The organism is Terriglobales bacterium (genome assembly GCA_035487355.1).
GTDB lineage: Bacteria > Acidobacteriota > Terriglobia > Terriglobales > Acidobacteriaceae > QIAW01.
The window spans coordinates 1-22,947 of the sequence record DATHMF010000008.1; the positions used below are offsets into that span (position 1 = coordinate 1).

The 22,947-nt window shown below is 55.5% G+C and carries 22 protein-coding genes and 1 other RNA gene; 11 read left to right on the forward strand and 12 right to left on the reverse strand.

Going from position 1 to position 22,947, the window contains the following annotated elements:
- From VK738_01670 to VK738_01680, 3 genes are all read left to right on the forward strand, one after another.
- A partial coding sequence (locus tag VK738_01670; GenBank protein HTD21330.1) for a histone deacetylase occupies positions 1 to 736 on the forward strand: 736 nt, incomplete at its 5' end.
- A gap of 1,029 nt (positions 737 to 1,765) precedes the next feature.
- On the forward strand, positions 1,766 to 3,130 hold the full coding sequence (gene ffh / locus VK738_01675) for a signal recognition particle protein (GenBank protein HTD21331.1): 1,365 nt from the start codon (positions 1,766 to 1,768) through the stop codon (positions 3,128 to 3,130).
- Between the two features lie 114 nt (positions 3,131 to 3,244).
- Positions 3,245 to 4,066, forward strand: a complete 822-nt coding sequence (locus tag VK738_01680) for a hypothetical protein (GenBank protein HTD21332.1) — start codon at positions 3,245 to 3,247, stop codon at positions 4,064 to 4,066.
- Positions 4,067 to 4,174: 108 nt separating this feature from the next.
- On the opposite strand, the gene VK738_01685 is transcribed toward VK738_01680, so the two are convergent.
- A complete protein-coding gene (locus VK738_01685) occupies positions 4,175 to 4,816 on the reverse strand; it encodes a peroxiredoxin-like family protein (GenBank protein HTD21333.1) in 642 nt (213 codons plus the stop codon).
- Between the two features lie 112 nt (positions 4,817 to 4,928).
- Between VK738_01685 and VK738_01690 the strand changes: the two genes are divergently transcribed.
- From VK738_01690 to rplS, 6 genes are all read left to right on the forward strand, one after another.
- Positions 4,929 to 5,117: a hypothetical protein gene (locus tag VK738_01690; protein HTD21334.1), complete on the forward strand. Its 189-nt coding sequence runs from the start codon at positions 4,929 to 4,931 to the stop codon at positions 5,115 to 5,117.
- A gap of 176 nt (positions 5,118 to 5,293) precedes the next feature.
- Positions 5,294 to 5,539 carry a 30S ribosomal protein S16 gene (gene rpsP / locus VK738_01695; GenBank protein HTD21335.1) on the forward strand — a complete coding sequence of 82 codons (246 nt, stop codon included), beginning with the start codon at positions 5,294 to 5,296 and terminating at the stop codon, positions 5,537 to 5,539.
- 72 nt (positions 5,540 to 5,611) lie between these two features.
- The gene (locus VK738_01700) at positions 5,612 to 5,869 is read left to right on the forward strand and encodes a KH domain-containing protein (GenBank protein HTD21336.1); all 258 of its coding nucleotides are present in this window, start codon (positions 5,612 to 5,614) and stop codon (positions 5,867 to 5,869) included.
- A 26-nt stretch (positions 5,870 to 5,895) separates the two neighbouring features.
- Positions 5,896 to 6,459, forward strand: a complete 564-nt coding sequence (gene rimM / locus VK738_01705; protein HTD21337.1) for a ribosome maturation factor RimM — start codon at positions 5,896 to 5,898, stop codon at positions 6,457 to 6,459.
- A 135-nt stretch (positions 6,460 to 6,594) separates the two neighbouring features.
- Entirely contained in the window at positions 6,595 to 7,491 is an 897-nt protein-coding gene (gene trmD, locus VK738_01710) for a tRNA (guanosine(37)-N1)-methyltransferase TrmD (protein ID HTD21338.1), read from the forward strand.
- A 30-nt stretch (positions 7,492 to 7,521) separates the two neighbouring features.
- On the forward strand, positions 7,522 to 7,911 hold the full coding sequence (rplS, locus tag VK738_01715) for a 50S ribosomal protein L19 (protein HTD21339.1): 390 nt from the start codon (positions 7,522 to 7,524) through the stop codon (positions 7,909 to 7,911).
- A gap of 27 nt (positions 7,912 to 7,938) precedes the next feature.
- Here rplS and VK738_01720 read toward each other — a convergent pair whose 3' ends face one another.
- A complete protein-coding gene (locus VK738_01720) occupies positions 7,939 to 10,671 on the reverse strand; it encodes a hypothetical protein (protein HTD21340.1) in 2,733 nt (910 codons plus the stop codon).
- A 212-nt stretch (positions 10,672 to 10,883) separates the two neighbouring features.
- Between VK738_01720 and VK738_01725 the strand changes: the two genes are divergently transcribed.
- Together VK738_01725 and VK738_01730 are read left to right on the forward strand one after the other, a co-directional pair.
- Positions 10,884 to 11,666, forward strand: coding sequence for a ribonuclease HII (locus VK738_01725; protein HTD21341.1), 783 nt, complete (start codon positions 10,884 to 10,886; stop codon positions 11,664 to 11,666).
- Positions 11,667 to 11,973: 307 nt separating this feature from the next.
- On the forward strand, positions 11,974 to 12,717 hold the full coding sequence (locus tag VK738_01730) for a PIG-L family deacetylase (GenBank protein HTD21342.1): 744 nt from the start codon (positions 11,974 to 11,976) through the stop codon (positions 12,715 to 12,717).
- A 39-nt stretch (positions 12,718 to 12,756) separates the two neighbouring features.
- On the opposite strand, the gene VK738_01735 is transcribed toward VK738_01730, so the two are convergent.
- From VK738_01735 to VK738_01780, 10 genes are all read right to left on the reverse strand, one after another.
- The gene (locus VK738_01735) at positions 12,757 to 13,848 is read right to left on the reverse strand and encodes an energy transducer TonB (protein HTD21343.1); all 1,092 of its coding nucleotides are present in this window, start codon (positions 13,846 to 13,848) and stop codon (positions 12,757 to 12,759) included.
- A 161-nt stretch (positions 13,849 to 14,009) separates the two neighbouring features.
- A complete protein-coding gene (locus tag VK738_01740) occupies positions 14,010 to 15,902 on the reverse strand; it encodes a hypothetical protein (protein ID HTD21344.1) in 1,893 nt (630 codons plus the stop codon).
- 82 nt (positions 15,903 to 15,984) lie between these two features.
- On the reverse strand, positions 15,985 to 16,242 hold the full coding sequence (locus tag VK738_01745; protein HTD21345.1) for a hypothetical protein: 258 nt from the start codon (positions 16,240 to 16,242) through the stop codon (positions 15,985 to 15,987).
- 22 nt (positions 16,243 to 16,264) lie between these two features.
- Entirely contained in the window at positions 16,265 to 17,419 is a 1,155-nt protein-coding gene (locus VK738_01750; GenBank protein HTD21346.1) for a VWA domain-containing protein, read from the reverse strand.
- Between the two features lie 113 nt (positions 17,420 to 17,532).
- Positions 17,533 to 18,570 carry an RluA family pseudouridine synthase gene (locus VK738_01755; protein HTD21347.1) on the reverse strand — a complete coding sequence of 346 codons (1,038 nt, stop codon included), beginning with the start codon at positions 18,568 to 18,570 and terminating at the stop codon, positions 17,533 to 17,535.
- On the reverse strand, positions 18,563 to 19,369 hold the full coding sequence (lgt, locus tag VK738_01760) for a prolipoprotein diacylglyceryl transferase (protein HTD21348.1): 807 nt from the start codon (positions 19,367 to 19,369) through the stop codon (positions 18,563 to 18,565). Before lgt ends, VK738_01755 begins: the two co-directional genes overlap by 8 nt.
- 91 nt (positions 19,370 to 19,460) lie before the next feature.
- Positions 19,461 to 19,651: non-coding RNA, 6S RNA (gene ssrS, locus VK738_01765), on the reverse strand.
- 332 nt (positions 19,652 to 19,983) lie between these two features.
- Positions 19,984 to 21,531 carry a hypothetical protein gene (locus VK738_01770; GenBank protein HTD21349.1) on the reverse strand — a complete coding sequence of 516 codons (1,548 nt, stop codon included), beginning with the start codon at positions 21,529 to 21,531 and terminating at the stop codon, positions 19,984 to 19,986.
- A 610-nt stretch (positions 21,532 to 22,141) separates the two neighbouring features.
- Positions 22,142 to 22,459, reverse strand: a complete 318-nt coding sequence (gene zapA / locus VK738_01775) for a cell division protein ZapA (GenBank protein HTD21350.1) — start codon at positions 22,457 to 22,459, stop codon at positions 22,142 to 22,144.
- Positions 22,460 to 22,561: 102 nt separating this feature from the next.
- A complete protein-coding gene (locus tag VK738_01780; GenBank protein HTD21351.1) occupies positions 22,562 to 22,858 on the reverse strand; it encodes a hypothetical protein in 297 nt (98 codons plus the stop codon).
- Between the last annotated feature and the right edge of the window lie 89 nt (positions 22,859 to 22,947).

A 22,947-nucleotide genomic window follows, 5' to 3' on the forward strand; every position in this document is an offset into this window, starting at 1 on the left:
ACATGCGCTACGCGATGGCGTGGCCTTCAATATCGGCGGCGGATTTCACCACGCCTTCCCCGATCATGGCGAGGGGTTCTGCATGATCCATGATGTCGCGGTGGCGATCCGGCGCATGCAGAAAGACAGCAAGGTTCATCACGTCATGACGGTGGATTGTGACGTCCATCACGGCAATGGCACGGCGGCAATCTTTAACTCTTGGCTTAGCGGTGGAAGCTCGCGCGCCGGTATGGGAAGCCTGCCATCGTCGTTTGCTGCACACACAGAAGTCCTGGTGCAAGGGAAGGGAGGTTCGTTAAAATCCAGCGCGGTCAAATCCGAATCGGATACCGGCAGCGATGTCTTTACCATCTCCCTGCATCAGCAGAACAATTATCCGGCGATCAAGCCGCCATCTTCGATTGACGTAAACCTGCCCGACGGCACTGGAGACGATGACTACCTGCACTGGCTGGATAACGCGCTCAGCTCAGGCCTGCGACAGTTCACGCCCGAGCTGATCTGCTACGTCGCCGGCGCCGACCCTTACCGGGAGGACCAACTCGGCGGACTCGCCCTGACCATCGAAGGCCTAAAAAAGCGCGATGAGCTCGTCTTTCGTGTGGCCCGGGCAAGGCGTATCCCGGTGATGGTGACCTATGCCGGCGGGTATGCGCGCCGGGTGGAGGATACCGTCACCATTCACTGCAATACCGTCGTGGCAGCCAAAGAGATCTTTGCCGAGAAGATCTAACCGCAGAGGGCGCTGAGGAGCGCGGAGGGGAAACCCGTGCCGGGCCGGGGGTGGGGTACTTGCTAGGTAGTGGTGAGGCCCTAAAAACAACGCTGATTGCCGCTTATCCAGCGGGGAAAGTTGAGGTCGGGTGGAGGACTAGCTGAGCAGGTGGATGGAGCGTGGGTGGGCATCAAAAAAACTTACCCGAGGCTAACCGCAGAAGACGCTGAGGATCGCAGAGGTGAGCGCGGCCAGTAGGTGGGGGGGTGGGGTACTACTTGAAGTAGTCTGTTTAGGGGTAAGTCATTGAAATTAAATAACATACAGCCCATTAACAAGTAGTACTCAGTACTCAGTCCGCAGTACTCAGACAACGAATTTTCAAAGACCCAAAAGGGCTATAAAAGCCCAGGCATTCTTGAATGCCTAAACGGAAACACACGTGTGGCACAATGATGGCATACAGTTGCTGAAGAATGAACGGTTTGATATCAGAGTGATATCACTGTTTGGCTAAAACAAAAGCTTGCCGCGGATTTCGCGGACTGCGCAGATTTTTGAAAGCAGCCTCTGGTGACGGTGGGCTACACTAACCTGTAAGAAGATAATCAATCACGGGCCTCTTTCAGCGGCTTTTCGCAGTCAATGAACAAGCGAAGTTTGTAAATTTAATGTAATTTCTTGCCGCAATTTTTCTGTTGAACTTTCTGGCTCACGGATGCATCGAAATCATCTTGAGCTTGCTAGAATAGCAAGGGTTTTGAGGCATCTAAATAAATATGCCGGTGCTCACTTTTGCTCAGGTGGCAAGGCAACGCTCATGATAAGGAACATAAACGGGAACATGGATCTTGGCTATGAACGCGGTTTTCAGTTCTCAGTCAAAACCCAGGTCCCTCGACTCCGCCGCGAAGCGCGGCTGCGCTCGGGATGACAAAAGTTGGAACTAGTAGAAATTGGACCAGCAGAAATTAAGGATGCGAACAGAGCCAAACAAACTCTAACTGCCAAACAAACCCTAACTAAATATGTTTTATCTAACTAAGTATGTTTGAGAATCTCTCCGAAAAACTTCAGCGCGCATTCAAGAACCTTCGCGGACAGGGCAAGCTCACCGAAGAAAACATGGGTGAAGCCCTGCGCGAGATCCGGCTGGCGCTGCTCGAAGCCGACGTCAACGTCAATGTCGTCAAGAAATTTATTGACGAGGTGAAAGCCAAGGCCACCGGCGCCGAGGTCATGACCGCGCTCTCGCCCGCCGAGCAGGTGGTGAAGCTGGTGCGCGACGAGATGGTCGAGCTTCTGGGCAAAGATACGGCCAAGCTTAAGTTTGCCTCGCAGCCACCCACGGTGGTGTTGATGGCAGGTTTGCAGGGTTCCGGTAAGACCACCACCACGGGCAAGCTGGCGGCGTGGTTCAAGAAGGGCGGGCACCGGCCTATGCTGGTCAGCGTGGACGTTTATCGTCCGGCGGCGCGCCAGCAGTTGAAGATCGTTGCGGACGCCATTCCCGCGCACATCTACGAAGGCAAGATTGAGGGCGAAGGCAATACGGCCATGGTCGAACGCCTGGCCAAAGAGGCTCGCCGCGAAGCGATCAATAACGGCTGCGACGTGCTCATTGTGGATACCGCCGGGCGCCTGCATATTGACGATCAACTGATGGACGAAATGCAGTCGCTCAAGAAGCTGCTGAATCCATCGGAGATCCTGTTCGTGGCCGACGCCATGACCGGTCAGGATGCGGTCAAATCGGCCGATGAATTCCATAAGAAGCTCACGCTGACGGGCGTGGTGCTGACCAAGATGGATGGCGACGCCCGCGGGGGCGCGGCACTTTCGATCCGCAACGTCACCGGGCAGCCCATCAAGTTCCTGGGCATTGGCGAAAAATACGATGCGCTTGAACCTTTTCATCCCGACCGCATCGTGGGCCGCATTCTGGGCATGGGCGACATTCTTTCGCTCATCGAGCGCGCGGAAGAGACCATGGACCGGAAGAAATCCGAGGAGTTCGCCAAGAAGGCCCTCACCGGCGACGGATTTTCTCTGGAGGACTTCCGCGACCAGTTGCGCCAGGTGAAAAAGATGGGCTCGCTGCAAAGCATTGTGAAGATGCTGCCCAACGTGGGGCCGTTCCAGGGCCTGCAAAAAGCATCTGACAATATTGACGAGAAGCAACTGGTGCGCACGGAGGCGATCATCAATTCGATGACCGCGCACGAGCGCGATCACCATGAGGTCATCAATGGCAGCCGGCGCAAACGGATCGCCCGCGGCTCTGGAACTTCGGTGCAAGAGGTCAACCAGCTTTTACGGCAATACGCGCAGATGCGCAAGATGTTCAAGAGCATGAGCAAATCAGGCTTCATGCAAAAACGTTTGGCAGGAATCAAACTGCCAGGGATGTAATATTTGCGGATTTTGAGTATTATTCCGTGCGCCAGTGTGACCGTCAGGAGGGCTTTGTTGCCAAATCAAAGTCGTTCAAAGATATATCGGCTGCTTTTGTGCAGTGTCTGCAGTGTGTTGTTGTTTGCCGCTTGTGCCTATGCAAGCGAATTGCTGCCGCCTGCACCGTCACTCGATCACGGATACCAATTGGCCTATAACCTCGACTTTACTTCTGCGCAGCAGGAATTCACTGCCTGGCAAAAAGTCCATCCACAAGATCCGCTTGGTCCGGTTTCGGAAGCTGCCGGCCTATTGTTTTCCGAATTCAGCCGGCTGGGCATCCTGGAGTCACAGCTCTTCACCAAGGATTCCAGCTTTGAAAAGCGCAAGAAGCTGACACCTGATCCCGCGCTCCGGGCACGTTTCCAGGCTGCCTTGCTCCGCGCCGATGCTCTAGCCCAGGCGCAGCTTACGAAAGACCCCAACAACACCGATGCACTCTTCGCGCAGGCGCTCAGCAACGGCTTGCGCGCCGACTATACTGCCCTCATTGAGAAGCGCAATGTGGCTTCGCTGGGATATACCAAGGACGCCAGCGCGGCCGCCAAAAAATTGCTGAAGATTGATCCGGAATATTACGACGCGTATCTGGCCACAGGACTCAACGACTACATTGTCGGCAGCCTTTCCGCGCCGGTGCGCTGGTTCATGCGCATGGGGGGATACGAAGGCGATAAGAAGGCGGGCATCAACGAGTTGAGACTCGCCGCCGAGCATGGCCGCTTCTTCGCACCCTTTGCCCGAATGCTTTTGGCGGTGACCTATTTGCGCGACAAAGACCCGCGTCATGCGCGCGAGTTGCTGTCAGGGTTGCGTGACCAGTTTCCGGCCAATCCGTTGTTTGCCCGCGAGATCGCCCGCCTGGACCATAGCCACACGGGCGGCGGGGAATAAGGCAGCTTCCTACAAAACCCTTACCGCGGATTTCACGGATCAACGCGGATTTTAATCGTTATTCACCACAGATCACATGCGCCTTGGTAGAGGCAAACAGAAAATCAGTTAGCCTGCGAGAACTGTGAGAATTTCTTCCGGCTCCATGCGGCGGGTGTAATCGGCGTGCGCTTCAGCAAACTGGACCTTTCCATCAGGCTCGATGACAAACGTAGCAGGCAGCGGCAGCTCCCAGCTTTCGTCTCCGTTGCAATGCGGCAGATTTACGAAGGTGCGTTTGTATTGCTGTTTTAAATAATCAGGGATGGCATAGACCAATCCGAATTTTCTTGCCACCTGATTGCCGGCATCGCTGAGCAGAGGAAATTTCAGGTGATGCTGTTCGGCAGCAAAGCTGGTCTGCCGCTGGGTTTGCGGCGATACGGCGATGAGAGAAGCTCCTTTGGCCTGAATCTGCGCCCAGACTTGTTGCAGCGCCTCGAGCTGCGCCACACAGTACGGACACCAGCGCCCACGATAAAAGCTGATGACCAAACGGCCGCGGGCGCGAAGCTCCGAAGAGCGTACGAGCTTGCCATTCGCATCCGGCAACTCAAAGTCGGGAGCGGTAGCACCTGCGGGCAGTATCCGTTTCGCAAGGCCTGATTCCTGCAGCTCTGCAATGGCGCGGTCGGTGACGGCCAGATGCTCGGGGCGCAGCAGTTCACGAGTGCGGCTTCGGATTTCATCGAGTTGCGCTTGCAGGGACATGGGTTCATGCTAGCATTGCTTCTTATAAAAACGTTCACCCAGCGCCCAGTTAGCGGCATCTAAAGATTGAGTAATAGGGTAATTGTAAAATCGGGTAATTGAAGGTGCTGCTATGCTTCGAGAGTTATCTGCAGAACAACCAACACTGAAGGCTGCGCAAGAAGAACCTGAGCGGTTACCCTTAGCCAATCGAGAAGCCCACGAGCGTGCGCTCGATGAGACCCTGGCAGAAACCTTTCCGGCCAGCGATCCGCTTTCTTCGATTCCTGACCCGGCCAGCGATGATCCTCTGGCTGCATAGGTCAAAATCCCCAACAATATTGCCAAACCTGCTGGTTTTACGTGATAATACTTGTTTGTCTATTGCCCGATGACCCCACGGTAGGATCGTGTTATAGCGACCAGGCCGGGGAGGCGCGTTAGACGCTGCCGAGCAGTTTTTCCTAGTCATTAGAAAGGACAAGTTTTACAGTGTTAATGATTCGTTTAGCGCGCATTGGTGCGCGTAAGAAGCCGTATTACCGCGTGGTCGTGATCGAAAAAGACCGCGCCCGCAACGGACGGTCGGTAGAGGTTGTGGGAACCTACAATCCGCGTACGACTCCGGCCACCATTAATCTCAAACGGGACCGTATTGACCATTGGGTCTCCAAGGGCGCACAGTTGTCGGAGACCGTCAGCAAGCTTATCTCCAAGCAGGCGCAACCGGCTCCTGCGGCTTAGGTTCGTGGCTGGTGTGGCATTGACTTTATGGAGTTCCCTCGGCTCTAGAAAAAATCAGGAGTGCCGTCACCTATGACAGGCGAACCCGGTGGGGACATGAGAGCGCTCGTGGAACAGATGGCGAAGGCGCTCGTGGATGAACCAGATCAAGTTTCCGTCAATCTTGTCGAGGGAGATGGGGAAAGCGCCGTGCTTGAGTTGCGCGTTGCCCCCGGCGACCTGGGCAAAGTCATTGGCAAGCAGGGCCGCACAGCACGCTCGATGCGAACCATTCTGGGCGCAGCCGGCATGAAGCTGCAAAAGCGGTTCACGCTGGAAATTCTGGAGTAGCGCGTATCAGCGAAGGGTTTGTCACCATTGCGCGCGTCCTCAAACCCCAGGGGCGGCGCGGCGAAGTTGCAGCCGAACTTCACACCGATTTTCCCGAGCGGTTTGCCGAAGAACAGCGAGTGTTTCTGCTGGGAGCGGACGGAGAGCGGCGCGAGCTGGAGTTGGAAGAACACTGGCTGCACAAAGGCCGCGTGATTCTTAAGTTCCGCGGCGTAGATTCCATCAGCGAAGCCGAGTTGCTGGCAGATGCCCAGGTGCAGATTCAGGCCAGCGAGCGCCACACGCTGGAACCGGGCGCGGAGTATATCAGCGACCTGGTGGGTTGCTGCGTAGTGGACCTGAGCGGCACGCCTACGGAGATCGGTATTGTGCGAGAGGTCCAGTCGGGGGCGGGAGAAGCCCCGTTGCTGGTGATTGAGGCCGAAACGGAAAAAGGGAAGAGAGAGATTCTTGTGCCATTGGCCGCTGAATACTTGAAGAAGGTGGATGTAGCCGCCAAGCGCATTGAGATGATTTTGCCGGAAGGGTTATTGCAGCTTGATGCTCCTCTCACAGCAGAGGAAAAAGAGCGGCAGGCCCGAGGGAAATAGCGTAATAAGGCTAGTTCATGTTGGTCGGCCAGAAACAAGGGGTGAGCTTTTGGTGAGCGCCGTTCAGCGCGAACCAAAAGCGAGGGCGGAGCGGCCTTGTTTTGGCTGCGAAGCCCTTAGAGAAATGTCCCGACAATGAAGTTCGAAATTATCACGATTTTTCCGGACTTTTTTCACGGGCCATTGCAGCATGGCATTGTGCGGCGGGCACGCGAAACTGGAATTATTGATATTCGCGTGCATGATCTGCGGGCCTTTACCCATGACCGGCATCGTACAGTAGATGACCGGCCCTTCGGCGGGGGTGAGGGCATGTTGCTCAAGGCGGAGCCGATTTTTGGTTGCGCCGAATCGCTGGCAGTGAGCCCGCGGGAAGTACGGATCACGGGGCGGGCGACAGAGTCGGTGATATTGCTCTCTCCGCGGGGAACGCTGTTGACCCAGGATGTGGCCGCGCATTTGGCCTCCCTGGATAGACTGGTGCTCATCTGCGGGCGTTACGAGGGTGTGGATGAACGCGTAAGCGAGCACCTAGCCGATCGCGAGATTTCGGTGGGCGATTATGTGCTGAGCGGCGGTGAATTGCCGGCAGCCGTGCTGGTGGATGCAATCAGCAGATTGCTCCCAGGCGCTCTGGGCAACGAGAATTCCGCACGGCAAGAGTCTTTTACGAGCTCGGCCGTGACGAAAAATAGCAACGCACGCGCCGCGAAGGCAAAAGGCAACGCGCACTCTGCGAACTCAAAGAGTGCACGGAAGAACAAGAACGAAGACGCGCCCGCTGCTCCGGATTCCACGTGTGGCTCCGGTGGGCTGTTGGACTATCCGCAGTACACCCGGCCCGCGGATTTTCGCGGAATGAAGGTGCCGGAAGAGCTGATGTCGGGCAACCATGATGAGATCCGGCGCTGGCGGCGCGAGCGAGCGCTGGAAAAAACATTTCACCACCGCCCAGAGTTGCTGGACCGGGTGGAATTGAGCGCGGAAGACAAGAATTTTTTGCAAAAATTGCGGCGCGAGGCCGCGAGCTAACAAATTTAGAATTTTTGAAAAGGGCTGAATATGTCAACGTCAACATTACTCGATAAATTGAATGCCAAGCTGCAGCGCAGCGACATTCCCAACTTCGTTCCCGGCGATACCATTCGCGTGCACGTCAAGATCAAAGAAGGCGATAAAGAGCGCCTGCAGGCTTTTGAGGGCACCGTCATTGCCAGGAGCCGCGGCCCGCAGGCCAGCTTTACCGTCCGCAAGGTCAGCTTCGGGCAGGGGGTGGAGCGCATCTTCCCAGCCAACTCCAAGGTGATTGATAAGGTGGAAGTGCTTCGTTCCACGCGCGTCCGCCGCGCCAAGCTGTACTACCTGCGCGGCCTCAAAGGCAAGGCGGCGCGCCTGACGGAAGTTGAGCGCGAACGTCCGGCACAGCCGGCGGCGGCTGAGCCACAGAAGTAGCCAAGTTCCAGACTATTGGTTATTAGCTTATTTATGGTCTGAGAGCAGGGCCACGCGCATCTGGCCCAGGTTGGTGACGTGCTTCATCAAGCTTTGCGTGGTGGAGTCGGGGCCGCCGTTGAGCAGCCGGCGGAGTTTGCCGCGTTCTTTCAGATCAATACCTATGATTTCAAAGCTCATCTGACGGGGCTGCTCTTCCCGCATCAGGACTGCTGCCCGCACCCGGCGCACACCCACGTGCAGTTCCAGATCGGCTTCTGTACCGTTGCCCAGGCGTGTATTGGTGGTCCCAAATCCGCCACCCAGGCTGAGACGGTTGACCTTTAATTTCGATTGCGCTCTCGACGTGCTGACTGTTCCAGAGACCGCGGCTGTGGGCATAACGCGGGGATAACGCCGCTGCCGTGACCACGGGCAGCCATTTACCGCATCCAGGGGGCCGAAGCAGAGGTCGCTATCGGTCAAACCCTTGGACATGGCAAACGTGCGCCCTTCCAAGGGATCAATCATCAGCAACGCCTGGGCAGCGGCGATACGAAGCTCATGGGGATACTCCCAGCGCATCAATTTGCGCGCTTCAATAATCGTGCACAGTTGGTTTCCTGCCTTGCTCTCACGCAAACGTCCCAGAGCTTCCATGGCCTTGATGCGCAAATAGTCGAACCCCTCGGTTTCGTTATCGAATGCAATCCGCATCAACCGTGGGCTGGCCTCGCGATGGCCGCTCATGCCCAGCTCATCTAAAAGGATGGGTAGAAGCACCGGGTCAATGTCATCCATGATTTTCAACAGCAGACGTCCGCGTTCGGGAGCGCCGGCCGCAGCGATCTGGCGTATGGCCATATCCTGATAAAAGCGGCTCCAGTTCACCATGCGCTTGGGCAGCACCTCTTCCAGGACAGCTGTATCCAGCCGGCTCAAAATGCCCACGGTCACCACAGCATCAGCAGGAGATTCCCCCTTCAGCTTCTCTTTCATGTGGTTGACTGCGTGTGGGCCGAGGTGCTTAATCAGGAAAAGAATACGTTCACACTGGTCGCGGCGCACACTGTGGTCGAACTGGTGCAGCAACTTTTCTGTGGCCGTCTGCGGGATGCCACGCAGCATCTCGAGCAGATCGGCGGAAAGCTGCGGAGTACGCGTGGCTTCGGTCACGAATTCATCCAATTTATCGAGCACGCCAATGCGGGGCCGCAGGCGCTCGGCCAGGGCTGGGAATTTTTCCCGCAGCTCATCCACCGACGCTATCGCCTGCTGGATGGCGATGTACTGCTTGTTATTGGCCGCCTCCTGGCTGAGCCGTATGAAAGTGGCCCCCAGGGTCTTTTGCAATTCCGGATCAGGTTCCTGGCCCAGTTGATCTCCAACGATCTGCAGCGCCTCCTGCAGCAAGCTGGGAGAGCGACCGTAGAATTCTGCCAACTGACTGAGCCCCAGCGCGGCCTTCATGCGCCCTTCCAACTCTTTGCTCTTTACACACTGCGCATAGTTGATCAGGATCTTTCCGGGAAGATTGACGGCATCCCGCTCCAGCAGCTCGCCCACGTATTGCGCTACGTTGCGGGGCGGAATGCACCAGGCATCGGAGGAAAGCAGAACGCTGCGCTTGCCCTGCTCGGGCATGGCGGCCCAGAATTGGCGGTCCAAGATGTCGGCGCGGTTTTCCACCAGCATGCCGGCGCGGACCATTTTTTCTTCATGAGCGTTCAGAACCTTGCGCAGAGATTCCATCTCGCGGCTCATGCGCTCCATCATGTCGCGGACGGCGTTGACTTTGACCTCGCCGCGCTGGAAGCGGTCCATGGCGAATTTGATGGCAAGGTTTTCCGCCAACTGGATAAGCAACGGCGCATCCGGCTGGGCGCTGGGATGTTCTGCAATGTGAAGCAGCGCCTGCTGCAGTGCCTGCTGGCCGGCACGGGTAAGCTGGGTAACCTGCCTCTGGAACTCGGCCGGCATCTGCTCCGCGGATTGATTGGGAGCCTGGCTGCCATCACCAAGGTTGGTCAGCATGTGAATAATATTGATGATGTCGGTCTCGCGCGGCGTCTCACAGATAAGCGGCATAGGCGGCGAATCCGGATCGCTGCTGGCGGCCTGGCTGTTCGCGAATATCCCACTGCCGGGCGTGAATACTCCGCTGCCGCTGGTGAATATTCCACTGCTGGCGCCCTCGGCGGCGGCGATCATCTGCAAAAGCTTTTGCGGATTGCTCAGCCAGGCGCGGATTTCACCGGCATGCTCGCCCAGCGATTGCATGGCGATCTGCGAGGCCAGGTTTGAAACTTCGCTTTCGTCACCGCTCTGGGCTACAAAGCGGATCTGGTTAATGCGGATGCTGGAAGACTCACCAAAAGATTTTTTCAGCTCATCCGCCAGGGTGGAAGACTTATTGCCGGAGTTCATGAAGGCGCGCACGAAGCGCGAGAAATCTTCTATGCTGGTGGCCGCGGAAAAATGAATGCTGCCCACACCGGCCGAATTGAGCATTTGCGCAAAACTGCGCTCAGCGGCGGCAGCTTCCAGGGGGATTCCGTCTAACAGCAAGCGGGTCCCAGAAACTCCCAGCATCACACCTGATTTCCCATCAGCGGGCTGGGCGGCGCACAGCTCTTTCCATGCGGCATTAAATTGTTCAGAAGTGCGGGTGTGGTCGCATCCATACAGGCGGGCATACTTCAGCAAGATGTTCAGACTGCGGGCAAAAGAGCGAGCGGCCAGAGATCTAGCGGTTTCAACTGCCCCGGGTGGGGAACCCACGGTGTACCACCTGCCTTAAAAGTACATATAGTGTCTGCTGCCGAGGGACAATAGACAACATTACGGAAGTACGAGAAGGTTAGTGCACCTTGGACTGTGCAGGTTTTTACGAACTTAGAGCGGCTTCGCCGGTGAAATGGAATTTTCTGTTGCCAGATTGATGAAATGGGGTGAAACTTTCCAGGATAGAGATATCAGGAACGGCGAGGCACATGGATCCCAGGAGAAAGACCGGCAAAAACGGAGAAGAACAGGGAATATCCCCCTCTGCCCTGAAGATGCGGATGCTCAAGAAGCTGCGCTGCACACAGCGTTTTGAGAAGCTGGCCTGGCAGGCAGGGGCAAAGCTGGTGGCGGGGGTGGATGAAGTTGGACGCGGCTCGCTGTTTGGACCAGTCGTCGCTGCAGCCGTGATTCTGAATCCGGAAGACCGCATTCGCGGTCTGCGTGATTCCAAGCTTTTGCCCCCGGAGCGGCGTGAGGTGCTGGCGGCCCAGATTCGCGAACGCGCCGTATGTTTTGCCATCGCAGAGGTGGATTCGGCTACGATCGACGCCATCAATATCTATCAGGCCTCGCGCCGGGCCATGCTGCAGGCCGTGCAACTGCTTTCCCTCAGGCCCGACCATCTTCTGATTGACGCCATGCAGATTGATTTCGACTGCGCGCAGACCAAGATCATTCACGGCGACGCGCTTTCGGCTTCCATCGCCGCCGCTTCCATCATTGCCAAGGTGGAGCGCGACCGCATGATGCGCGAGCTGCACGAGGTTTATCCGCACTATAACCTCGCTTCCAACAAAGGCTACAGCACGCCCACCCATATCCGCAGCCTGCGCGAGCATGGCCCCTCACCGCTGCACCGGCAATCGTTCGCTCCGGTATGGAATTCCAGGTTGAAAGCGCCGCAAGAGGTGCTCGATTTCATGAGGGAAAACGAAAGTGCAGATTCAACAGATTCCCAAACTGATCCAGGGTTCATAGCGGATGCATAAAATTAATTCAAAGTACAGCCGAAGAGTTTTCTTCAAAACATTGCTTCGAACTCTACATTTTTCCGCATACCTCAGCGTCTATTGATGCCTGGCTTAAATAATGTGCTACTCAAAAGAGGCCAGGGCTAAAGCCCGATTTTATTTAAGCTTACCCCCGGCTAAAGCCGGGGGCTCCCACCGTGAGCCGCAAGCGGCTCGTCGGTTGGGCAACCTTACCTGATCTCACTGACTTTGCGTTCCTGCAAGCCGCATGTTACACATTTAGGTTTGCCGTTGCTTCACCACACCTTTTGCCGGGGGAGAGACTATGCTGCGATTGCTCTGCGTTACCGCTCATCCTGACGATGAAGCGGGCGGCTTTGGCGGGACCCTGCTGCGTTACGCCAACCGAGGAGTCGAAACTCACGTCATCTGCCTCACCCCAGGCCAGGCGGCTACCAATCGCGGCGGAGCCAGGACCGACGACGAACTTGCGGCCATGCGGCGCACCGAATTTGCCGCTGCCTGCAAGATTCTGAAGGTCAGCCATGGCGAGGTGCTGGACTATCCCGATGCGCGACTGTATCGCCAGGATTTTTACACCGTGGTCGAAGACCTGACGCGACGGGTGCGCAGCATTCAGCCACAGGTGGTGATCACGATGGGACCTGACGGCTCGATTACGGCGCATCCGGACCACTCCATGGTGTCGCTGTTTGCCACCATGGCTTTCCACTGGGCGGGAAGGACGAACCGCTTTCCAGAGCAGCTCAAGCAGGGCCTGGAGGCCCACCAGGCACAGAAGCTGTATTTAATAACATCCGGGTTCACACTGCCCGATCGCGGGCCGGTGCTGGTGCCTCCCATTACTGCTACAGTAGACGTCAGTGAATTCAGTGAAGCCAAAATCGCCGCCTTCAAGGCGCACACCTCGCAATCCCCCCTATTTGCGCGGGTGGAAGACGTAATTCACCGGCGCGGCAGTAAAGAGCATTACCATCTGGCAGCGGCTGCGCAACCGGGTCCACTGGAGCAGGAGACGGACCTGTTTGCTGGAGTCAAAGACGGGTAAATCGGTGCCCCGACCCAAGCCCTATTTATGAAACCAGCTCTAGTAGACGCTGAAACTTGTCTGGATAGTCAGTTTCACTGCAACAGCGATACCTTCTTTGGTGGCCGGAATAAACCGCCAAGTGCGCAAGGTGGCTATGGATTGCTGATCCAGATCGGGCCGTAAAGAACGCTCAACTTGGACATCTCTGACGGTCCCATCAGGATTCACGATGACAGATAGACCTACGATTCCCGAGACCTTCGCGTTGCGGGCAGCGTCGGTATAGCTAGGGTCTGGCGAATAGACGGGAACTGGAGCTGCGACCCCGCATCCGACGCGGTAAACAGGCGTTCCATCGCTCGCGGTCATTAAGACGACACTCTTCTTGGCACAATCGGGTTCGGCGGTTACAAAACCGCGGTAACCAGAAGGTATGTCGAACAACGAAGAGTCAAGAGGGCCTGTTGAGAGCTCGACAATATCGGCAGTGTAGGCGGCTTGCAATCCCTTCGAGCCGCGTGGCACCTTCACCTTAAGCTCAAGAGGAAGCAGGGCAGGACTGAGATTCCCATTTGCCTGCAAGTATTTGTCCGGTGCACTGTAGGAAAGCACACCCAGCCGGTCGGCTTCCGTCGTTGCCGGACATTCCGGCAGATCCGGCAGTTCGGCGTACCAGCCATCTCTCTCCCATCCGACGAATGAAGCGAGCTTACGGTCCGCGGCGCAGGAACCGCCCGGCTCCATTCGCTCGCGAAAGATGATGTGACGAGCGTCGCGGCCGAAGATCTGTTTGTGCTCCTTCTTCTCAATCACCTCACGTTTCCCCTGGACCGTGCAATGGTTCTCGGTTGCAGCGGGCGCCGTCTGCGGAGCGGTATCAGTGGATTGAGGTGGAGCGGGTTGGGATGGAGCCGTGATGGGAGTAATCGTATAGGTTTTTTTCTCAGTGTTCAGTCGAATCGTGCGGAGTTGATCGCATTGTTTGATCACGACAATAGGATTGTTGGGATCCTCCTGGCGTATCCGTTGTCCTTGTACAAATACAATCTGGTCGTGATTGGTTATGCCACCGAGATGAATACGGTATTTGAGATCTGCAAAACAGCTTGAAGAAAGCATCAGAACGGTAATTGCAACCAGCTTCTGCATAAAAATTCCTCTTTCCGGGGTATTTCCCAAATTTCAAATGCTGAAAGCTCTCTTGCTGCTCAATATCCTGAACGACATGCATTATAAGCAGCAGGCTTTCCTCCCAGAACGAAAAAAGGCCCCTGACTTGCAGGAGCCTTACAATTTTTTTCGCCAACTTCTTACTGGGCGTGGGGCCGGATGATGTCGCTTAATACGTCCGGCTTGTTGCGATCGCGTTCCAGATGCGGATACTTATTGCCTTCGTGATAGTCAACCTTGAAGGTGCGATAGTATTCGCCGTTGCGCACCAGCAGCTCCACCGGCGCACTGCCGTTATTTTGGGCGGCCTTGAGGGCTTCATATAGCACCGGCGAATCGTATTTGCGGCCATTGACGGCAATCAGCACCATTCCTGGCCCGATGCCGGTGTTATAGGCCGGCGAGCCAGTTACCACGTCGGTCATTACGTCTTCACGATCCAGCACGAAGCCCAGCGAGAAGCGGAAGTCAGCATTATGGCGGACACGCTGCTGCACCCGGTGCATCGGCGACGGAGTGTCGGTGTATACAACCCGCCATCCGCTGTTCTCGATTCCGCCCAGCGGCGCTCCTGGCCCGTTGCTTTCGAGGCGAGTATGGAAAAATGTGCTCCAGTCGTAAGGCGCGACCTGGTTCATGGCAGTTACGAGCTGGTCGAAGTTGTAGGGGACGACTTCCGGTGCCCCGCTTGGGGCTCCGTAAAAGAGCTTGCAGAAGTCATCGAGCGACTTTTTGCCTTGCGTGAGGTTGCGGATTATGGTGTCAGCCTCCAGCCAGATCAGCGATCCATCCTGATAAAAGTCGGTGCTGCGGCGCCACGAAACCCACGCCTTGGTGCGGTTGCCGTATGTATCCTGCGCGTCACGGGCGGTATCGAGCACGTTGCGCCAACTGCGGCCAGGACGGTCGCGGTCCATCTCGGAGGCAACCAGCGCCAGTTCATCGCGGTACTCCTCCGGGGTCCATAGCCGGCTGCGGGCCGTGAATACATTGCCCAGATAGGTCGTCAGACCCTCATAGACCCACAACAAGTCACCAACCATGGGCTCCTGGTAATCGGGGGTTGCTAATCCCGCCGGGCGGCGGTATTTCCCATTCCAGGAGTGCGTCATTTCGTGCGGCATCAAGCCGGCGGAGTACCTGCGGAAATCGTCATCCACCAGGGCGCCTTCGTTGGTGCGGTCGTCGCTGGATTCGTGGTGCTCCAGCCCAAAATGCGCTGTGTTGTCACTCAGAGTAAGCAGGAAGTCGTAGTGGCGATAGTGGGTTGCGCCGAAGAGCGCGCGGGTTTCTGCCACAAGATTTTTGAGGTGATCGAGCTCTTCCAGCGTGATTTCCAGTGCAGCGGCCCGGTCAGCGGCAACATCAAGCGAAACTTGCGGGTCGCTTTCTTTCAGGGTAAGTTTTTTAAAATATTCTCCCGCCAGCACCGGCGAATCCACCAGGGTGACCAGGGAAACCGGCGCAAATTGCACGGTGCCGCCTGCTTCACCCGTGCTTTGCAAAGCGGTGCCGTATTTCCATCCCGCGGGCAGCTTCAGGCTTGCGGTGAAGGTGATGTCGCTGGCCTTCCAGCCCTTGGGATATAACAGCGCCTGGTTCCAACTAATGATCGTCAGTTTTTCTGTTGCGGAGGCGCCGGAAGAAAAACCTGCGGCCTCGGCGGGGGAAAGGTAATCCAGAACTACGTCAATGGAACTCGCGCCCTGGGGAACTTCGCAGTGCAGGGCATACATATCCACCTGGTCGCGTTGCCAAGCAATCTCTTTACCGTTAGCAAAGAACTTAATCCCGGCCAGGTCTGCGATGGGGCCGGTGGGCGCGTGCTCTCCCGGCAACCACTTGGGATAGTAAAGCGTAAGCGGCCCGGGCGAGGCTTCGATGTTCAGCTTGGCGTGGAAGATCTTGCGCGGCGCTTCGGAGGCATCCACGATGAGAGTGACCTTGGGTGCGGCATTTTCAGCAGGAGCAGCGGCGAAGCCCGCTCCAGGAAGCAAACAGAGAATCAGAGCAAGAAGCGTAATTCGAGGCATGTCAAATCCTAAAGATTGAAGATAAGAAGAACCAAAGAAGATAACAGAATTGGACGAAGCGCTCCAGCGAAGGTGATCAGGCTCACCGCTTCTTTTTGGTTTTGCTGGAATCCTGCAGCGGTTGGGGCTGCGTTGAAGCGACGCTGGCCAGCACCTTGTTGAAGGCCTCCTGCGCCGTCATCTCTTTTTTGCCGCCTTTGTTCTTGCGGTATTTATGCTCAAAATCACAGGTGCGGCAGCGCACCTGGAGTATCTCTTCGCCCATCATGGCCACGATGGAGTGGTCCATGGTGCGTTTGCAGCGCGAACAATGATCGTCAATGACGTCGCCAAGACGCATAGCGGGAATGTATCACAGCCGGCTACTGTGCGGGAGCGTAATAACCCTTACGCGTGCGCACGTGCAGCTTCTTGTTGTTTTGCGCCTCGATCTCAATGGCACGGTAATGACCGTCGGCGCGGAAGTCGGGCGGCTTATAAGCCAAAGCGTACTGGCTGCGCAGCTCTTCCTGGATCTCGGAGAAGGCGTTGGCAACGTCCTCAATCTTGAAGGGAAAGAAAACGCGCCCGCCGGTGGATTCGGCGATGTATTGCAAGACCTTGTCTCCATGCAGAATCATGCCGCTGGTGTTGGTGCTGATGCTGTACACGATTACCTCGGCACGCTGCGCCATCTCCACGGCCTCATCGCGGGAGACGCGGCTCTGATTATCTTCGCCGTCACTCACCAGGATGATCGCGCGCCGCTGCCCCGTGGGGCTGGCGGTCTTCATCAACTTGTCGCGGCAGGCCCAATAAATGGCGTCGTACATGGCCGTGCCGCCGCCCGGGCGCAACATGCGCACGCCGTGCGAGAGCTTCTCGCTATCGTTGGTGAAATCCTGGGTGAGCTCGGCGGTGGTATCAAAGCCGACGATAAAGGCCATATCGGTTTTGGGCCGCACAATCTGGTTGAGAAACTCGATGGCCGCCTCCTGCTCAAACTTGAAGCGGTCGCGGATGGAGTTGCTGGCATCAATCAACAGCCCTACGCGCAGCGGCAGGTCGGTTTCGGGGCGGAACCCGTCGATTTTTTCTACCGGCTTGTGATCGTCGAGCACATGAATATCATTCTGAGTAAGGTTCTTGATGAATTTTCCGTGCTTGTCGGTGACCGTGAAAATCAGGTTTACCTCGTTCACGCCGACGTGGATGGTTTCAGCAGTCGCGTTGTCCGGAATCGCCGACTGAGGCGGATTACCCGGAGCGTTGGAATTAGATGGAGCTGAGAGCGAATCGGCTTTCTGCTCCTGGGCTGCTGCGGCTTTCTGCTGCGCGCTTGCCGGTGTGGGTGCAGGTGCTGCCGGCTTGGCTTGCGGAGGCGGCGCTGGCGGTTTTTGCCGTTGCTGTTGTTCTACAAGCACGGCCGACGGGGCCGAAGGCAGTTGGTCAGAAGACTGCGCCAGGGCTGCGGTAGTAAGCGTTAATGACCCACAAAGAACGAGGGCACACGTTGTAATGCGACAAACTGAGTGCATGTTTTCCTGATTATAGCTGGGTTTTACTGCAAGAATTATAAATTCCCGGAAAAGAAAGCTGACATTACGAAAGGGCATATACATAGATTCCAGCTCACGTGCAAAAAGGAATTTTATTCAGTGATGCTGCCGCGCAAAGCCGAGAGAAAACCTTCCAGTTCGGACGGCAGATCAGACCGTAAAGTGAGCAGCTTTGCGGTTCGCGGATGAAGAAATTCGATCTCGGCAGCGTGCAGAAAATTTCTTGGCAGTGGCTTCAGGGCTTTGATTGTGCCTTGCTTTTGGTTCTGGCCCTTGTATTCCCGGGCTGCGCCATAGAGAGCATCGCCCACCACGGGATGGCCGATGGAGGAAAGATGTACGCGGATCTGGTGGGTACGGCCGGTATCGATTTTGACCTCTAACAGCGCGAACTTGCCCCAGCGGGTGCGTATCCGCTCCAGCACTTTATAGTGAGAGAGAGCTTCGCGGCCCTGCTTCGTGCGCGTGGTCATGCGGGTGCGCCGCGCGCGGTCGCGGCCAATGGCAGCGGAAATCGTTCCGCTTTCCCGCTGCGGCCAGCCTTGCACCAGGGCAAGATATTTTTTCTTCACCTTACGGTCAGAAAATTGTTCCGCCAGCTTGCGATGGGCTACGTCGCTCTTGGCCACCACAATCAAGCCGCTGGTCTCTTTATCTAAACGATGCACAATTCCCGGCCGCAGTTCACCGCCGACCTGCGACAGCTTTTTGAAATGATGCAGCAGAGCGTTGACCAGAGTGCCGCGATTACGCGCCCGCTCACTTGTGCCCGCTCCAGCGTGCACCATCATGCCAGCAGGCTTATTAACGACGGCCAAAGAATCATCTTCATAAACAATGTCGAGAGGAATATCCTCCGGTTCGGCGTGCAGTGGGGGCAGTTTGATTTCGCCGATGAGGTTGATTTCATCGCCGCTCTCGACGGAGTAAGAGGGCTTTTGTTCTTTCCCATTGACCAGGATTTGTTGTTGTGCAATGAGCTGCTGTACGCGGGTACGGCTCACATCGGGAATGCTTGCGGCCAGAAACTGGTCGAGCCGGCGTCCGGCGTGATCCGCGGAGACGGTAAATTTGCCGGCTGACGGATTGGTATCAGGTGCTCTAAGCTGAGATGGCTTGCTCTCAGGCATGGGCTGGTGGTGCGGCGGGCTCGGGTTGGCGGCGGGGCATCCGCATCCACAACAAACCGCCGGCGATGACCATGAGAACGGAGATCAACTGCGTGGTCGTCATCAGACCGTTAAATACACTGCCACGGTCGGGGTCGCCGCGCAAAAATTCCAGAAAGTAACGGGCAATGCCGTAGAGGAACAAATACGTCCCGAAAATCTGGCCGTCAAATTTCTTGCGGCGGAAAAGCCACACCAGCAATGCGAAGTTGAACATCTCAACCAGGAATTCATAAATCTGTGTAGGATGCAGGGGAATCCCTAAAGGCGTTCCTGCAAGCTGGGCCAGAGGACTGGTGAAGGTCACGCCCCAGGGCAGATTGGTAGGTTTTCCGTAACAGCAGCCCGCGGCAAAACAGCCCAGACGGCCGATGGCATGACCCAGGGCAAGTCCGGGGGCGAAAACATCCATGGTCTTGAAAACCGGCATACGATGACGCAGCCCATAAACCAATCCGGCGGCAAGGGCGGCTACGACCCCGCCGGAAAAAACTCCGGCTTGTTGCAGAAAGTTCAGGCTGAACAAGGCGGAAGGGTTGTGGACGTAGAAATCCCACTCATTAAGAACCAGCAGCAGCTTGGCGCCAATGAGGGCGGCAAAGATGCAAACAATCCCCAGGGACCAGGCGCGCTCGGGATCAATGCCTTCACGGCGCGCAAAACGGACCACGGTAAACAGCCCGATAATCAGCGCCAGGGCAACCAGCACACCATAGGTGGCCAGGCTGAAATGGCCGATTTGAAGGAGTCGGGGAAACATGCGAGATGCTTATCAAGATTGTAACAAGAGGATTACAGCAGGGAACGCTGATTTAGATGGCGACCAAGCGTATAGAGCCAGCAAAAAAACAAGCCGACCCACGGGGCCGTGAGGTGAGCCGCTAATGAACCTGTCGTTAGACAGTTTGGGCGCCCTCCGCAGCCCTTTAGGCATTTCCGCATGACGGAACATTGCGCACCAGGCCGATTCGAGTCGGGCTCCCGTTCATTTGAATGTTGGTTCAAATAACGGTTATCACCAGCACAAACTTAGCAGGCCGGCTCTTACATCGGGATGCTAAAGAAATCCGAGGGAGATGGCAAGTGCTCCCGGAAAAAAGTTGGAACCAGAATTGCCGAAAATAAGCTCTTAAGCTTTTAGCCCTTAGCTAAAGGCTACCAGATATTGGCTGAATGCTGACCGCTGAGTGTTTTTAGGTAGTGTCCTAACACTGTGTTGCTGGCCACGGTATTCCTTTGTCTCGGTGAGCGCGGAAAGAGTTTATAGCTGCTTCCAGTCTCTTCTTTCTAGCTTCCAAGTGTTTTAACTTCCGTTCTGCGTCCTCTATGGCCGTATCCCAAAGTTTGCTTTTTTTAGTGGAATTTTCTTGACTTTTACGCAATTGCATAATATTCTCGCATAAGTGATTGGTTTAAATTTAAATGACTATTAACTCTTACAAAAACGCTTTGATTCAGGCACAAGCTGACCTTGAGCACGCAGCTAATAAGCGCGATGAATGGGTTATGGAAGTTGCTCGTTTGGAGCAACTGGTAAAGTCGCTTGAAGCTATGTGTGAACGCGGTAAAGATTCGACTAAGAAACCGGAAGAAATCGGAATACAGGAATTGGTTTTTACTTGTGTGCGTATGTCGCCTAAGCCAGTGACCGCCAAAGACGTTAAACGCCAGATTGAAGCGATTGGCTACGATCTGGGGAAATATTCTAATCCGCTGGCAGTTATCCACGGGGCACTGAATAGACTGGCAGATTCCGACAGGATTACTCGCACTGGTGATGTTTTTACGAAGTAAATACGAATGCCCCGCCGAAACGGGGCATTCAGGAAGGATGAAACAACGATGCTGAGACTCAAAATTATTATCCGCTTCGCTGCCGGTCAGACCGTGGAAATCACGGTTGAACCTCCACCCTAGAAACTTAATGCTGTAACTAAGCGCCCCGCTTTCGGCTGGAACCGTCAGCGGGGCTAATCCAAAGCACGGGATGAGCCGTACTCCAGACCCAAATTGAGTATAAGGCTTTTCCCATTCTGAAACAAGTGGAGAAAAGCCATGACCTGCGTAAAATGCCAACACTCTAAAGTTAAGAAGTTTGGCCGCTACGGTAAGCACAGAATCCAACGTTACCGTTGCACTTCCTGCCGTACTACCTTTTCTGAATCCGATTCCAAGCCCCTTGGCAATATGCGGATTGAACAAGACGACGCTATCCGCGCCCTGCAATGCTTGCTGGAGGGCTGCTCTGTGCGCTCTACCGAGCGCCTTACCGGATTGCACCGTGACACTATCCTGAGTCTTTTGGTTCTGGCAGGCGAGCGCAGCGCCCAATTGCTGGACGCTAGAATGCGGGAACTTACCTGCAAATTCATTCAGTGCGATGAAATCTGGACGTTCTGCTTTAAGAAACAAAGACGAGTCCGAAAGGATGATGCTGCCGAAGTTGGCGACCAATGGGTTTTCGTGGCCATTGACGCGGAGACAAAACTGATTCCGTCGTTTGTTGTAGGCAAACGCTCCAAGGGTACGACAGATATCCTGATTAACGATCTCGCGCAGCGTTTGACCAATCGCGTACAAATCACCACAGACGGTTTTCGCTTTTACGTAAGCGCCATTGAGAACTCGTTTGGCGCTGACATTGATTTCGCGCAGCTTGTGAAGCTGTACGGCGACTATGGCCAACATGACAGCGAAGCGAAATACTCCCCAAGCCCAATCATGGAGACGATATCCAAGATCAGACAGGGAGACCCTGACCCGGAGCATATCAGTACCAGCTATATCGAAAGACAGAATCTCACTATGCGAATGGCAATGAGACGGTTTACCAGATTGACCAATGCCTTCTCGAAGAAACTGGGCAATCTGAAAGCTGCCGTTGCTTTGCATTTTGCTTTTTATAATTACTGTAGAATTCACAAAAGTTTGCGAGTAACGCCTGCTATGCAAGCGGGATTGACTGACCACGTTTGGACGCTTGCTGAGTTGCTGAGAGCGGCATAGACTTTAATCCCACGCTAGGAGATAGAGATGGTGTCTTGCAACTTTGGATATTGGACGGAATGCCGTAAGTGTCACGCCAGAATGCTTCTGCTCGAACCCATCCTAGAAGGAACACTTCAACATCTAGGACGGTGGTCCAGGAACGACTGGTATATAAATCTTCTATGCCCAACATGCGGGCACGGATACTTGCATTCCGAAACTCCACCGGGTGATACGGTGGTTGTTGATGATCCCGGTCCAGGCTTACACCCTCTTTCCCCCACCGTGTTTCGCGTTGTCTTTGAATGCGCCGGTAACAATTGCGAATCTCCCTTAATATGCCATGCATTTCGCGATACCAATGCGACTGTCGAATCCGTGATAGCAGAACTTCCAAAATGGGAGACCGCTGGTGTTGACTGTCGGTGCTTAAAGGGACACGCACCACGCCACCCGTTGCAATTCCGTAATCAGCCATTCTTTGTACCTCTATGGGAATAATGCTGTATTTATCAGCAACACAGTGTTAGGACACTACCTGTTTTTAGCCTGCTTTGCGCGCACTTTCTTTCAACACCTCATCCAGCTTGCCGGAGAGCTGGTGGGCCCGTTCATTGTATTCGGAGGCGATGGCCTCATACTTGCGCTTGAGTAGATGATATTCGTCAGCAATATTAAGCGCTGCCAATACCGCCAGCCGCAATGAATCCACGGTGGAAGTCTGTTCGGCAACGGTGCGCATCTTCAGATCTACGTAGTCGGCGAGGCTGAAGATGTAGTCGGGGTCGGTGCCGCGCAAGTTATAAGGTTGGTCGTAAATTTCCACGCGCACGCTGGTGGCACTACCGTTTTGTTTGCTCACTCGTTTCTCCCTTGTGATGCAGCCTGGGCTGCACCGGAAACGTGCTGGTTGATGCGGCGCACTCGATCCTGCGCTTCCGTCTTGCGGCTGGCGCTACTGTGATTATCGCGCAGAATCGTCTGCCGTCAACGCATCAATTTGCTTGAGCATCTTTTCCACCCGGCTGCGGACCTCCTCGCGTTCGCGGCGCAGGGCCACAACCTCGCGGCGCAAGGACTCGGTCTCATCGTCGCGGCCGCCGATCTGTTCGCGCAGCCGCCGGGCATCGCGCTCGGCCGCCGCCTGCCCCTCACGGGCCTGCTTCAGCAGCTCGATGGTGCGGTAAATCTTTTCTTCGAGGGCCTGGAAATCATCGGACGATGTGTTCACATCAACTTCGGAAACCACTTTGACAGACATGGGAGAGTGTCCTTTAAAAGATTATGTGAGCGCAGTATAAAGCAGTGTGCAACGTAGAGCAATTGATTGTTGGAAATAGCTCTTAGCCC